The 13,953-nt window shown below is 65.7% G+C and carries 8 protein-coding genes; 4 read left to right on the top strand and 4 right to left on the bottom strand.

Annotated features, from left to right (window positions below; all coding sequences use genetic code 11):
* Positions 1–6 precede the first annotated feature (6 nt).
* Together ACQR1I_RS26920 and ACQR1I_RS26915 are read left to right on the top strand one after the other, a co-directional pair.
* On the top strand, positions 7–822 hold the full coding sequence (locus ACQR1I_RS26920; RefSeq protein ID WP_434869248.1) for an arylamine N-acetyltransferase family protein: 816 nt from the start codon (positions 7–9) through the stop codon (positions 820–822).
* A 2-nt stretch (positions 823–824) separates the two neighbouring features.
* A complete protein-coding gene (locus ACQR1I_RS26915; protein WP_434869249.1) occupies positions 825–1,640 on the top strand; it encodes an arylamine N-acetyltransferase family protein in 816 nt (271 codons plus the stop codon).
* Between the two features lie 890 nt (positions 1,641–2,530).
* Here the strand turns inward: ACQR1I_RS26915 and ACQR1I_RS26910 are convergent.
* Both ACQR1I_RS26910 and gltB read right to left on the bottom strand, forming a co-directional pair.
* Positions 2,531–3,979, bottom strand: coding sequence for a glutamate synthase subunit beta (locus tag ACQR1I_RS26910; protein ID WP_434869250.1), 1,449 nt, complete (start codon positions 3,977–3,979; stop codon positions 2,531–2,533).
* Positions 3,980–4,342: 363 nt separating this feature from the next.
* Entirely contained in the window at positions 4,343–9,079 is a 4,737-nt protein-coding gene (gltB, locus tag ACQR1I_RS26905) for a glutamate synthase large subunit (protein WP_434869251.1), read from the bottom strand.
* Between the two features lie 563 nt (positions 9,080–9,642).
* Between gltB and ACQR1I_RS26900 the strand changes: the two genes are divergently transcribed.
* The gene (locus tag ACQR1I_RS26900; RefSeq protein WP_434869252.1) at positions 9,643–10,683 is read left to right on the top strand and encodes a hypothetical protein; all 1,041 of its coding nucleotides are present in this window, start codon (positions 9,643–9,645) and stop codon (positions 10,681–10,683) included.
* Positions 10,684–10,917: 234 nt separating this feature from the next.
* On the opposite strand, the gene ACQR1I_RS26895 is transcribed toward ACQR1I_RS26900, so the two are convergent.
* Positions 10,918–11,397: an Hsp20 family protein gene (locus tag ACQR1I_RS26895; protein ID WP_434869253.1), complete on the bottom strand. Its 480-nt coding sequence runs from the start codon at positions 11,395–11,397 to the stop codon at positions 10,918–10,920.
* A gap of 193 nt (positions 11,398–11,590) precedes the next feature.
* Between ACQR1I_RS26895 and ACQR1I_RS26890 the strand changes: the two genes are divergently transcribed.
* Positions 11,591–12,538: an alpha/beta fold hydrolase gene (locus ACQR1I_RS26890; RefSeq protein ID WP_434869254.1), complete on the top strand. Its 948-nt coding sequence runs from the start codon at positions 11,591–11,593 to the stop codon at positions 12,536–12,538.
* Between the two features lie 78 nt (positions 12,539–12,616).
* Here ACQR1I_RS26890 and ACQR1I_RS26885 read toward each other — a convergent pair whose 3' ends face one another.
* On the bottom strand, positions 12,617–13,816 hold the full coding sequence (locus ACQR1I_RS26885; protein WP_434869255.1) for an ABC transporter substrate-binding protein: 1,200 nt from the start codon (positions 13,814–13,816) through the stop codon (positions 12,617–12,619).
* Between the last annotated feature and the right edge of the window lie 137 nt (positions 13,817–13,953).

The following is a 13,953-nucleotide window of genomic DNA, read 5'->3' as shown; positions in this document are numbered from 1 at the left end:
GGAGCGATGCCTGAGCAATTCGATCTCGACAAGTATCTCGCGCGCATCGGCTATCGCGGGCCGCGGACGCCGAGCTTCGAGACGCTGGCCGGCTTGCAGGCCGCGCATGTCGACGCTGTCGCGTTCGAGGGCATCGATCCCTTGCTCGCCCGTCCCGTGAACATCGATCTCGCCGCGGTGCAGGCCAAGATCGTCGACGGCCGCCGTGGCGGCTATTGCTTCGAGCAGAACGCGCTGTTCAGGGCGGCGCTGGAGGCGATCGGCTTTGCGGTGACGCCGCTGTCGGCGCGGGTGCGCTGGCGGCTCGACGCCGACGCGCCGCTGACGCCGCGCACGCACATGATGCTCAAGGTCGACCTGCCGGAGGGGCCTTATCTCGCCGATGTCGGCTTCGGCTCCTGCCTGCTCGATACGCCGCTGCGTCTGCTGCCGGACGTGGAACAGGCGACGGCGATGGGCACCTTCCGCCTCACCATCTCCGATGGGCTGCATTGGCTCGCGGCGAAGCAGCCGACCGGCTGGCGCATGATGTACGTGTTCGACCTCGTTCCGCAGATTCATGCCGACTACGTGCTCGGCAACTGGTTCACCTCCACCAGTCCGCTGACGCCGTTCACCTCGGTGCTGATCCTCGAGCGGCTGACAGCAGAGGTACGCTACAAGCTCGTCAATCGCCGCCTGGTCATCGAGGCCCGTGATGGCGAGGTCAGGAGCGAGCAGGTCATCGAGACGCCGGAAGCGCTGGGCCGTGTGATCGACGAGGTGTTCGGCGTCTCGCCACCGGTGACGGCCGAGCAGATCTGGGCACGCATCGAGAGCTGATCATGCAGGACGCGTTAGACCTGGAGTCATACCTCGCACGCATCGGCCATCGCGGTCCGCTGGCGCCGGACATGGCGACACTGGCGGCGCTGCAGGCCGCGCATGTCGACGCCATCACGTTCGAGGCACTCGATCCGCTGCTGGGCCGGCCGGTTCACGTCGACCTGCCGTCGGTGCAGCAGAAGCTGGTGCATAGCCGCCGCGGCGGCTACTGCTTCGAGCAGAACGTGCTGTTCAAGGCGGTGCTGGAGGACATCGGTTTCCACGTCACCGGCCTGACAGGACGCGTGCGCTGGCGCTCGGCACCGGAGGATCCGCTCGGGCCGCGCCAGCACATGATGCTGCTGGTCGAGATCGACGGCCATCCGCATCTGGTCGATGTCGGCTTCGGCATCTGCATGATGGACGCGCCGGTTCGTCTGGAGATCGGGCCCGAGCAGCAGACGCCGATGGGAACGTTCCGGATCGGAACGTGGAATAACCTCACTACGGTGAGTGCTAAGCAGCCGGCCGGCTGGCGCATGATGTATGCGTTCGATCTCGCGCCGCAGATCCACGCCGACTACGTGTTGGGCAACTGGTACACCTCCACAAACCCGACCGTGCCGGCCACGCATACGCTGATGATGGAGCGCGTGCAGCCCGGCGAACGGCACAAGCTGGTCGGCCGCCGCTACCAGCGGCAGGCGCGTGACGGCGAGGTTATCGCGGAGCGCATCATCGAGAGCGCGGCCGAACTCGGCCGCGTCATGGACGAGATCTTCCGCGTAACGCCGCCCGTGGCGATCGAAGACATCTGGGCACGGACGACGATCTGATCCCCCGCTCGTCTCGTTGGGAGATGGTCGAGTCGCTCGAGTTTTTGCGGCTTCCCGCTTTGTTTATGCAAATGCCGACGGTTTCATTGTGATTATCTTAAGAGTCGCACTTCTAGGTTGAGGGAACTTGATGAAGCTCGCGGTGTCCGGATGCTGAAAATGCGGAACATCCAGCACGACGGAACATCACGACGCACGCGATGCGGGTAATTTTTGAGGGCATTTTGAAAACGGGCAATTCTCGCGAACGACAGTCTGACCCCTCCTGAAATCAGAGCTGCGCATTCAGCGGCTCATCCGAGCTGGCCTCCCGGCCAGGACGGGTGGGGGCTTCACGGTGAAACGTCGACTCTGACGCTTCGACGCTCATCCAATCGAACATGAACCACGGCCTGACCTGCCACTTCAGGCCGCGCGACAACTCATGCCGAGGAAGCTCCCACCCTTTTTTTCCGTGATGTTTGCGGAATGAAATTCATCTCGATCGCGCAGATGGTGCGCTCCCCTCCCCCTTGCGGGGAGGGGTCGGGGGTGGGGGTCCACGAGTCCCGCTCTCCGCGGCGAGAGCTCGGCTATAGGCAGCGGGCGAAGCTTTCGTGGGAGTTCACGATTTCACCGCGTCATTGCGAGCGAAGCGAAACAATCCAGGGCTGAGCAAGCGACTCTGGATTGCTTCGCTTCGCTCGCAATGACGGAAGTCGCTAAGAGGGAGAGCGTCGGCGAGAGTTGCGACTGGCGCTGGCTAATACAGGGCCAGCGAACTCCACGTCGTTCGGCGCCCGGAGACCCCCACCCCCGACCCCTCCCCGCAAGGGGGAGGGGAGCGCACCGGCGCCGGGGTGAGCAGTCCGCTGTCTAACGATGATCTATTCAACTACGCACTACCGCGCTCAGCGCGGCAGCTCGGTCTTGCCCATCAGGAACTTGTCGACGGCTTGGGCGCAGAGGCGGCCCTCGCGGATCGCCCACACCACCAGAGACTGGCCGCGGCGCATGTCGCCGGCGGAGAACACTTTTGGCAGCGAGGTCTGGTAGTCCGACAGGTTGGCCTTGACGTTGCCGCGCGGGTCGAGGTCGACGCCGAGGCTCTTGAGCAGGCCCTCGTGCACCGGATGCACGAAGCCCATCGCCAGCAGCACGAGGTCGGCATCGAGCACGAACTCGGTGCCGGGGATCGGCTTGAACTGGGCATCGACGCGCACGCAGTGCATCTTCTTGACCGCGCCGTTCTCGCCTTCGAACTTCTGCGTCAGCACGGCGAATTCACGCACCGCGCCTTCGGCCTGGCTCGACGAGGTCCGCATCTTCAGCGGCCAGTTCGGCCAAGTCAGCTCCTTGTTCTCGCGCTCCGGCGGGGCCGGCATGATCTCGAGCTGCGTCACCGACAGCGCGCCCTGGCGCAGCGAGGTGCCGATGCAGTCGCTGCCGGTGTCGCCGCCGCCGATCACGACGACATGCTTGCCGCCGGCGAGGATGTCGGTGGCGTTGACCGGCTCGTTGCCGACGCGGCGGTTCTGCTGCGGCAGGAAGTCCATCGCGTAGTGGATGCCGGCGAGATCACGGCCGGGGATCGGCAGGTCGCGCGGGGCTTCCGCGCCGCCGGTCAGCGCCACGGCGTCGTAGTCCTTCAGCAGCGTCTTGGCATCGAGGCCGTCCTTGCCGCCGACATGGGTGCCGTAGTGGAAGACGACGCCTTCGCCTTCCATCTGCGCGATGCGGCGATCGATGATGCCCTTCTCCATCTTGAAGTCGGGAATGCCATAGCGAAGAAGTCCGCCGGCCTTGGCGTTCTTCTCAAAGACATGGACGTCGTGACCGGCGCGCGCCAGCTGCTGCGCGGCAGCGAGCCCGGCGGGACCGGCGCCGACGACCGCGATCTTCTTGCCGGTCTTGACCGCGGCGGGCTCCGGCTTCAGCCAGCCGTTCTCCCAGGCCTTGTCGACGATGGCGCATTCGATCGTCTTGATGGTCACCGGATTGTCGTCGATGTTCAGCGTGCACGACGCCTCGCACGGGGCGGGGCAGATGCGGCCGGTGAACTCCGGGAAGTTGTTGGTCGAGTGCAGGTTGCGCGACGCCTCTTCCCAGTTGCCGTTGTAGATCAGGTCGTTCCAGTCGGGGATCTGGTTGTTGACCGGGCAGCCGGTGGTGCCCGGCGCGGCCGAGCCGGTGCCGTGGCAATAGGGGATGCCGCAGTTCATGCAGCGCGCCGCCTGGTCGCGCAGCTCCTTCTCGGAGAGCGGCACCACGAACTCGTTGAAGTTCTTCAGCCGTTCGGCAACCGGCGCGTACTTGCGATCGTGCCGCTCGATTTCGAGAAAACCTGTGACCTTGCCCATGACCTACGACGTCCCTGACTGCTCGGGCCTCATGGTTCGAGACGGCGCCTTCGCGCCTCCTCACCATGAGGGATCAACATTCTGCTCTTTATCCTTATCCCCGGTGAGCAGCGTCTTCGCCGCGTCTCGAAGGATGAGGCCCGTTCGCTTCTCACTTCGTCATTGCGAGGAGCCGGAGGCGACGAAGCAATCCAGACTTTCTTCTTGGCCCTGGATTGCTTCGCTGCGCTCGCAATGACGTCTCACTCTTCACCCTCACCCTGAGGAGCGGCGCTTGCGCCGCGTCTCGAAGGGCGAGGCCCCGCTCTCGGCCTCATGGTTCGAGACGGCGCTCTCGCGCCTCCTCACCATGAGGGTTCGATATCAAGCCCCGATCGCGATCTTCGGCTCGGCATCCGTCTTGGCCGCGAGCTCGCGAAGGGCGCGGCGGTACTCGACCGGCATCACCTTGCGGAACTTCGGCGCAAAATCCTTCCAGTTCGCCAGGATGTCGGCGGCGCGCTTGGAGCCCGTCGCCTTGGCGTGGCGCGAGATCAGGACGTGCAGGCGCTCGACGTCGGACGCCAGCAGGTTCTTGAACACGTCGACGCGGCCATGCGCCTCGAGGTCACCCATCTGGTGATAGGTGTCCTCCGCGATCATCTCCTCCGACAGCACCGGCTCGAGCTCGACCATCGCCATGTTGCAATGCTTGTCGAAGTCGCCGGCCTCGTCGAGCACATAGGCGACGCCGCCGGACATGCCGGCCGCGAAGTTGCGCCCGGTCTTGCCGAGCACGACGACGATGCCGCCGGTCATGTACTCGCAGCAATGATCGCCCGCGCCCTCGACGACCGCGACGGCGCCGGAGTTACGCACCGCGAAGCGTTCGCCGGCGATGCCGCGGAAGAAGCACTCGCCGGAGATGGCGCCGTACATCACGGTGTTGCCGACGATGATCGACTCCTCCGGCACGATGCCGGAGTTGCGCGGCGGCTTGACGATGATGCGGCCGCCCGACAGGCCCTTGCCGACATAGTCGTTGCCTTCGCCTTCGAGCTCGAAGGTGACGCCGTTGGCGAGCCAGGCGCCGAAGGCCTGGCCAGCGGTGCCCTTCAGGCTGACATGGATCGTGTCCTGCGGCAGGCCGGCATGGCCGTAGATCTTGGCCACCGCGCCGGAGAGCATCGCGCCCGCCGAACGGTCGGTGTTGTTGATCTCAGCCTCGATCTTCACGGGCGCGCCGCGGTCGAGCGCGGGCCTGGCCTGCTCGATCAGCTTGCGGTCGAGCACGGCGTCGAGGTGATGGTCCTGCTTCTCGGCGTGATGGATCTTCTGGCCCGGCTCCTCCTTCTGCTTCACGAACAGCTTGGAGAAATCGAGGCCCTTGGCCTTCCAATGCGCCACCAGCTTGCTCTGGTCGAGCATCTGCACCTGGCCGATCATCTCGTTGAACGAGCGGTAGCCGAGGGCTGCCATGATCTCGCGGACTTCCTCGGCGACGAAGAAGAAGAAGTTGATGACGTGCTCGGGCTGGCCGGTGAAGCGCTTGCGCAGCACCGGGTCCTGGGTGGCGACGCCCACAGGACAGGTGTTGAGATGGCACTTGCGCATCATGATGCAGCCGGCGGCGATCAAGGGCGCGGTGGCGAAGCCGAACTCGTCGGCACCGAGCAGCGCGCCGATGACGACGTCACGGCCGGTGCGGAAGCCGCCATCGACCTGGACAACGATGCGGCTGCGCAGCCGCTCGCGCACCAGGGTCTGGTGCGTCTCGGCAAGGCCGATCTCCCACGGCGAGCCCGCATGCTTGATCGAGGTGAGGGGAGAGGCACCGGTGCCGCCCTCGAAGCCCGCGATCGTCACATGGTCGGCGCGTGCCTTGGCGACGCCGGCGGCAACCGTGCCGACGCCCACTTCGGACACGAGCTTGACCGAGACCTGACCGTCGGGATTGACGTTCTTCAGGTCGTAGATCAGCTGCGCGAGATCCTCGATCGAGTAGATGTCGTGATGCGGCGGCGGCGAGATCAGGCCGACGCCGGGGGTCGAGTGACGCACCTTGGCGATGGTGGCGTCGACCTTGTGGCCGGGCAGCTGGCCGCCTTCGCCGGGCTTCGCACCCTGCGCCATCTTGATCTGCATCATGTCGGAATTGACGAGGTATTCCGTCGTCACGCCGAACCGGCCCGAGGCGACCTGCTTGATCGCCGAGCGCATGGAATCGCCGTTGGGCAGCGGCTTGAAGCGGTCGGCTTCCTCGCCACCCTCGCCGGTGTTCGACTTGCCGCCGATGCGGTTCATGGCGATCGCCAAGGTCGTGTGGGCCTCGCGCGAGATCGAGCCGAAGCTCATCGCGCCGGTGGCGAAACGCTTGACGATGTCCTTGGCCGGCTCGACTTCGTCGAGCGGCACCGGCTTGCGCTTGTCGTCCTCGGCCGACTTGATCCGGAACAGGCCGCGCAGGGTCAGCAGCCGCTCCGACTGCTCGTTGAGCAGCTTGGCGAACGCCTGGTAGCGCTCGCGCGAATTGCCGCGCACCGCATGCTGCAAGGTCGCGACCGACTCGGCCGTCCAGGCATGGTCCTCGCCGCGGGTGCGGAAGGCGTATTCGCCGCCGACGTCGAGCGCCGACTTGTAGACCAGCGCATCGCCGAACGCATCGCGGTGGCGGCGCGTGGTCTCTTCGGCGATCTCGGCGAGGCCGACGCCTTCGATGCGGCTGTGGGTGCCGGCGAAGAACTTCTGCACGAATTCGCCGCGCAGGCCGACCGCGTCGAAGATCTGCGCGCCGCAATACGACTGGTAGGTCGAGATGCCCATCTTCGACATGACCTTGAGCAGGCCCTTGCCGATCGACTTGATGTAGCGCTTGACCACCTCGTAGTCGCTCAGCGCGCCCGGCAGCTTGTCCTTGAGCGCGATGATCGTCTCGAAGGCGAGATACGGGTTGATCGCTTCGGCGCCGTAGCCGGCCAGGCACGCAAAGTGATGCACCTCGCGAGGCTCGCCGCTCTCGACGACCAGGCCGACCGACGTCCGCAGGCCGGTGCGGATCAGATGATGATGCACGGCGGCGCAGGCGAGCAGCGACGGGATCGGGATCCGGTCGCTCGACACCATGCGGTCAGACAGGATGATGATGTTGACGCCCTCGCGCACGGCAGCTTCGGCGCGGCCGCAGAGATCGTCGAGCACCTGCTCGAAGCCGGCGGCGCCCAGGCTCGCATCGAACGTGGTGTCGAGCGTGCGCGACACGAAGTGGCTGTCGGAGACCTGCGAGATCGAGCGGATCTTCTCGAGGTCGGCGTCGGTCAGGATCGGCTGATGCACCTCGAGCCGCTTGGTCGAGGCGACGCCTTCGAGGTCGAACAGGTTCGGCCTGGGACCGATGATCGAGACCAGGCTCATCACCAGTTCCTCGCGGATCGGGTCGATCGGCGGGTTGGTGACCTGCGCGAAGTTCTGCTTGAAGTAGGTGAACAAGAGCTTCGGCTTGTTCGACAGCGCCGAGATCGGCGTGTCGTTGCCCATCGAGCCCGTGGCCTCCTCGCCGGTGGCGGCCATCGGGGTCATCAGGATCGCGATGTCTTCCTGGCTGTAGCCGAACGCCTGCTGCCGATCGAGCAACGGCAAATTGGTGCGCGCGCCCTTGGTTGGCGCGTCCGGCAGCTTCTCGACCTGGATCTGGGTGCGCGTCAGCCACTCGGTGTAGGGATGGCTGGCGGCAAGCTGCGCCTTGATCTCGTCGTCCGGAATCAGGCGGCCCTGCTCGAGATCGACCAGCAGCATCTTGCCGGGCTGCAGCCGCCACTTGGTGACGATCTGGTCCTCCGGAATCTTCAGCACGCCCATCTCGGACGCCATCACGATGCGGTCATCCTTGGTGACGAGATAGCGCGCCGGCCGCAGGCCGTTGCGGTCGAGCGTGGCGCCGATCTGGCGACCGTCGGTGAAGGCGATCGCGGCCGGGCCGTCCCACGGCTCCATCAGCGCGGCATGATATTCGTAGAACGAGCGGCGCTCCTCGGTCATCAGCGGATTGCCGGCCCACGCCTCCGGGATCATCATCATGACCGCGTGCGGCAGCGAGTAGCCGCCCTGCACCAGGAATTCGAGCGCGTTGTCGAAGCAGGCGGTGTCGGACTGGCCTTCATAGGAGATCGGCCAGAGCCGGCTGATGTCCTTGCCGAACAGCTCCGACGACACCGACGCCTGGCGCGCCGCCATCCAGTTGACGTTGCCGCGCAGCGTGTTGATCTCGCCGTTATGCGCGATCATCCGGTACGGGTGCGCCAGCGACCAGGTCGGGAAGGTGTTGGTCGAGAAGCGCTGATGCACCAGCGCCAGCGCGCTCTCGAAGTCCGGCTCGTGCAGATCGGCGTAGTACTTGCCGAGCTGGTCGGCCAGGAACATGCCCTTGTAGATCACGGTCCGGCACGACATCGAGCACGGATAATAGCCCGACATGCCGCGGTCGCGGCGCTGATAGATCGCCTGCGAGATCGACTTGCGGAGAATGTAGAGCCTGCGCTCGAACTCGTCCTCGCTCTTGGCGGCGCCGTTGCGGCCGATGAACACCTGCATGCTGCGCGGCTCGGTCGGCTTGACCGTCTCGCCCAGCGAGGAGTTGTCGGTCGGCACGTCGCGCCAGCCGAGCAGCACCAGACCCTCGTCCTCGATCTGGTCGGCGATGATGCTCTTGATGACGTTCCGCCACGCCTCGTCGCGCGGCATGAACAGCGCGCCGATGGCGTATTCGCCGGGGGCGGGCAGGGTGAAGCCGAGCTCCTTCGCCTTGCGCGAGAAGAAGGCGTGCGGGATCTGCACCAGGATGCCGGCGCCGTCGCCGAAGCGCGGGTCGGCGCCGACCGCGCCACGATGCTCGAGATTGCAGAGGATGCTCAGCGCATCCGAGACGATCTGATGCGACTTCTGGCCCTTGATGTTGGCGATGAAGCCGACGCCGCAGGAATCCTTCTCCTGCGAGGGGTCGTAGAGGCCCTCGGCTTCCGGGCGCCACGTATGCAATTCGCGGGCGATCTCGGCCGGTTTTTCGTGCGAATCCACAGCCAGCACCGCGCCGCCCAACTTTCCGTGCTCGACCTTCGATCCGCTCATATCCGTCCCCATCAGTTATTGGTCAGGGCCTTCACCACAGTCCGGTACACAGTCCGGCGCACCCCGGGCGCTGCGCGGGCCCCTCTCCGGAGCCAACGCTCGTCCTTCTCAGCGAGCCGCATTTGCAGAATTCAGGCCAGCCGCCGGGGGACCAAGTCCCCTCTGGACGATCACGGCCTGTTCATGTCGCAGCGCCCATGTCTTGAGGTCATTGGGCGCCGTAACATCATTGCAAAGTCTCGGTCACCTTTGCAACGAAATTTTAGACAGCATTTCTGTCCTAAACCGCAAGATGCCAAACTTTAACCTATCACACAAGCGCATCGGAGTCCCCGGTTCAGGCTCCGCAATAGCCTCATTCTCCCGGCAAATCTTCCGTTTCTGCCGCTGACCGAACGACGCGGCCGGGCGGGCCGATCACGTGCTGCGCGCGATTTTGAAACTCAACGCCCCGATCCCGCCCACTCTCCGACGCAGGGCCGCCGGAATCACGGCAGAACTTCCGCCCCACTAAGGAATGAAGCGACAGCTTCACGTGCGGGGGCATGCAGGAGCTTTGAGCCATGAAGTTGCTAGTTGGAGCCGTCTCAGCCGCCTTGATCGCGACATTTGCCGCCGCGCAGGCCGAGCCGCTGCCACCGTCGGGTTTGCGCGTTCCGTATCGGGCGGTCTCCGATTTCGATGCGCCTTATTCCGAGGCGCCACCGCCAGCCGTGATCCCGGCACCGCCGCCGCGTTACGGCTACGGACCGGGCCCTGACTACGGCTATCGCGGCGAGCGCTATGCGCCGCCGCCGGCGCCGGTCTACCGCCAGGACACCTATCGGGACACTTATCGGGACGGCTACCAGCAGGACTATGGCTATGCGCCGGCCTACCTGCCGGTGCATGAGGTCTACGCCATCCTCCGCGACAACGGCTTCTCGCCGCTGGGGGCGCCGCGCCAGCGTGGCAACGTCTATGTCGTGGCGGTGCTCGATCGCGACGGCGAGGACGGCAAGCTCGTGGTCGATGCCCGCTCGGGCCGCATCCTCCGCTTCGTGCGCGCCTCCCAATGGGGCGAGGACTACGAGCGCATGCGCTTCGAGCCGCGCGGCGGTCTCGACCGGCTGCCGCCGCCAACGGTGATCCGCGCCGATCCGCGCGTCGTGCCGCCATCCCCGGTCGCGCCGCGGGTGGCCAATGCGATGCCGGCCCAGTCGCCAAAGGTTCCGACGCCAGCAGCCCGGCCGGTGGCGCCGGCACCGCAGACCGCGGCGCTCAACCCAAAGCCCGTCGAGGCGGCCAAGGCGGTCGCGCCCAAGGCTGCGGATATCAAGCCCGCAGAGGTCAAGCCTGTCGACGTGAAGCCCGTCGAGACGAAGCCGGTCGAGGCCAAGGCGGAGCCGCCAAAGGCGGATGACGCGAAGCCGGCGGAGGCAAAAGCCTCGGAGGCCAAGCCGGCTGAGGCCAAGGCGCCGGAAGCGAAGCCGGCAGACGCCAAGCCGGTTCAATCGGCTGCGGCCGCGGCGCAGACGACCGGCTCCGTGACCCCGCCGGTCGCGAAGCCGGCGCCGCAGATCCTGCCAACGGCGAAGATGCCGCCGGCCCAGGGGCTGGACTGACGATTGCGAGCAGTTGCTGCCGCCCCCCACAGTTCATCGCCCGGCTTGACCGGGCGATCCAGTACTCTCCGGCATCTCGGTTCATCACGACCGCCGCGGCGTACTGGATGCCCGCCTTCGCGGGAATGACAGCGTGCTTGGAGCGGCTGCAATCGCATCAGAGCAGGCCGATCAATCGCACAAAAAAACGCCCCGGCTGCCCGGGGCGTTTGCAATCCTGGAGGGACGTGCCGGTTACGCTGCGGCCTTCTCGGCGGTGCCTTCGATCACCGGCTGCTCGGAGCCCTGCGCATTGGTCGCGATCGGAATCGACCGCGGCTTCTTGGCCTCGGGGATCTCGCGGACGAGGTCGACGTGGAGCAGGCCGTTCTCGAGGCTGGCGTTCTTCACCACCACGTGGTCGGCGAGCTGGAAGGAGCGCTCGAAGGCGCGGGCGGCGATGCCGCGATACAGCACCTCGCTCTTCTTGCCGTTCTCGTTGGCGGCCTTCTCGCCCTTGATCGTCAGCGTGTTTTCCTTCGCGACGAGGGAGAGCTCATCCTTGCCAAAGCCGGAGACGGCGACGGTGATGCGGTAGGCGTTCTCACCGGTGCGCTCGATATTGTAGGGCGGATAGCCGGGGCTGGGCTCGGCGGTGGCCTGGTCGAGCATCGAGAACAGACGGTCGAAACCGACGGTGGAACGGTAGAACGGGGTGAGGTCGTAGGTACGCATGGTCAAAGTCCTCCATTGAGCGACTATTGGCAAACCCGCCCGCCATCGGGCCGGGCTGTCGTGCAGCCTGATGCGGCCTGCACGATTTCGATATGGGGCAGACGTTTCGACGTTCAAGAGGGGCCAAAACCGGCTCTTTTTGCCGTTCCGCCTCTTGATTCCCGCTGCCTTTCACCTATTCGATGGGCGCCTCATGACGCTAGTCTCGATTCCCGCCAATCCCGTCCCCGAAAACGCCACGGCCGGCACCATCAAGACTCCCGATGGCGCCGAGCTGCGCTTTGCGCGCTGGGCGCCGCCTTCTGGCCGCAAGGGCACCGTCTGCGTGTTCACCGGCCGCAGCGAGATGATCGAGAAGTATTTCGAGACCGTGCGCGACCTGCGCGACCGCGGCTTTGCGGTCGCCATCATCGACTGGCGCGGCCAGGGCCATTCGTCGCGGCGGCTGCGCGATTCCCGCAAGGGTTACGTGCGCTCGTTCTCCGACTACGAGCTCGACGTCGAGACCTTCGTGACGCAGGTGGTGCTGCCGGATTGTCCGCCGCCCTACTTCGCGCTGGCGCATTCGATGGGCGGCACCGTGCTGCTGCGGCTCGCGCATGGCGGGAAGCGCTGGTTCGACCGCGTGGTGCTGTCGGCGCCGATGATCGACCTGCCGGGCAAGCGCACCTCGCTGCCGGCGCGGCTGTTGCTGCGCGCCATGCGGGCTGCGGGGCAGGGCGGCCGCACCGTGCCCGGCGGCAATGACGAGATCAGCGGGCTGGCGCCGTTCGTCAACAATCCGCTGACCTCGGATCCCGTCCGCTATGCCCGCAACGCCGCGATCCTCGAGGAGGACCCGACGCTCGGCATCGCCTCGCCCACCGTCGCCTGGGCCGATGCGGCGTTCTCGGCGATGATGACCTTCCGCGGCGCCAGCTATCCCTTGCAGATCCGCCAGCCGATCCTGATGCTGGCCGCCTCGAGTGACACCGTGGTGTCGACCGCCGCCATCGAGGAATTCGCCTATCATCTGCGCGCCGGCTCGCATCTCGTCATCGCCGGCGCCAAGCACGAGATCCTGCAGGAGCAGGATCGCTATCGCTCGCAGTTCTGGGCCGCCTTCGACGCCTTCGTTCCGGGCACGCCGCTGTTCGGCTGAGGCGGCTTCGCCGAGCCTCGCGAGGTTCAGCCGCCGTCGTGCACGCCGCGGCGCAAGAAGTGCGAGAACCCTGCCGTTTTACTTGGTCGAGAGCACCTCGCCGAAGCGTTCCCACTGCTTGCCGGTGAAGCGCATGAACTGCACCTGCTCGACCGGAAGATGGTCGCTCTCCGATGTGTTGACCTTGATGCCCGGCAGCAGCATGGGCAGCTCCAGATCCTTGATCGAGAGCGCCTGCTTGAGGATGTTCTCGCGCGACAGGTCGTTGCCGGCGGCCTTCAGCACGTGCTCCAGCACCATGCCGTTGTTGTAGCCGTTGACGTAGTTGGAATCGCGGATGTCGCCATCCGGCACGTATTTGGCCATGTAGTCGCGCCAGCCCTTGACGCCGGGATCGTCCGCCCATGCCGGATCGAGCGGATCCTTGACGTAAGCGGTCGAGATGATGCCGGTGCCGGCCTCCAGTCCCGCCGGCTCCATCACCGAGGACATCCACACCGAGACGTTGGTCAGGAACGTCATCGGACGCCAGTTGATCTCAAAGGTCTTGCGGATCGCCTGCGCGGCGAATTTCGGCGTCGCCGCGATGACGAGCGCATCGGCCCCGGTCGATTTCAATTTCACCAACTGCGAGTCGATGGTCGGTTCGGTGGGCTCGTAGGTCGCGACGCTGACCGCGCTGTCGAACCGCTCGCCGAGCACGTCCTTCAGCCCGGCCAGATAGTCGCGGCCGAAATCATCGTTCTGCGCCAGCACGGCGAAGGTCGCATCCGGCTTCTTCTGCAGCGCGTAGCGCGCATACATCCGCGCCTCGTTGCGGAACGGCGCCATGACGCCCATCAGCGCCAGCGGAAACTGGGCGGGGTCGCCGAACTTCGAGGCGCCGGAGGCGACGAACAGTTGCGGCACTTGCTTGCCCTGCAGATATTTGGCGATCGCGGTGTTGTGCGCCGTGCCCATGGTCGAGAAGATGAAGGAGACCTCGTCGCTCTCGACCAGGCGCCGCGTCTGCTCCACAGTTTTCGGCGGCACGTAGCTGTCGTCGAGCGAAATCAGGCTGACCTTGCGGCCGTTGATGCCCCCGCTGTCGTTGACCATCTTGAAATAGGCGACCTCGCCCTTGCCAAGGATGCCGAAGGCCGACACCGGGCCGCTGTAAGGCATGGTCTGCCCAATCCGGATTTCGCCGGCGGTGATGCCGGGCTGATCCGCGGCGCGTGCGGATAATCCGATGACCGACGAGACGACGAGCAGTCCGGCGGCGAGGACGCTGCGCATGAGAACCTCCCTGATGGCCGAACGTCTCGTCGGCCCGTTGATGGCGAGCATAGGGAGGGACCGACGGCCCGGCAACAAAAATATATTTTCTTAGAAAAATATACTTTCGGCTTCTGCTAAGGTGCGCACACCCGACC

Source organism: Bradyrhizobium sp. HKCCYLS2038, from assembly GCF_051167655.1.
Classification (GTDB): Bacteria; Pseudomonadota; Alphaproteobacteria; order Rhizobiales; family Xanthobacteraceae; genus Bradyrhizobium.
The sequence above is the reverse complement of the archived record's forward strand: the minus strand, read 5'-3'. Positions and strand labels throughout refer to the sequence as shown.